The sequence below is a fragment of the Streptomyces sp. SP17BM10 genome (assembly GCF_036322405.1).
GTDB lineage: Bacteria > Actinomycetota > Actinomycetes > Streptomycetales > Streptomycetaceae > Kitasatospora.
The window spans coordinates 1-412 of the sequence record NZ_JAQYXB010000032.1 but is presented as its reverse complement, the minus strand read 5'-3'; the positions used below and the strand labels follow the sequence as shown (position 1 = coordinate 412).

Genomic DNA, 412 nt, shown 5'->3' with positions numbered 1-412 from the left:
CCCCCCCCCCCCCCCCCCCCCCCCCCCCCCCCCCCCCCCCCCCCCCCCCCCCTGCTTCAGGAGACGGCGCCCACCGAGATCGACACCCGACTGGACACTCGTTCCCTCCCCGACGCACGCCCGATCTACGCCGTCCGCGCCCTGCGCACCGAGGGCGGCCGCGCACACGTCGCCCCTCAACTCCCTCAGCTCGAACGCGTCCGCCGTCTCCGGCGTCACCGGCCGCCGCGGCGCGTCCAGCCGGGCGGCGCCGCGGGCGGGGGCGGCCTCGGGCTCGACCTCGGCCTCGGCATCGGCATCGGGATCGGAATAGCACACGTCAGAACACACGTCACACGGCTCGACCTCGGTTGCCGGCTCGTGCGGGGAGTGCTCGTGGGGGGGGGGGGGGGGGGGGGGGGGGGGGGGGGGG

The 412-nt window shown here is 79.1% G+C and carries 1 protein-coding gene; it reads right to left on the bottom strand.

Annotated elements, in window-relative coordinates:
• Positions 1 to 330, bottom strand: a 330-nt coding sequence (locus PUR71_RS00100; protein ID WP_329924234.1) for a hypothetical protein, incomplete at its 3' end; no start/stop codon positions are given.
• Between the last annotated feature and the right edge of the window lie 82 nt (positions 331 to 412).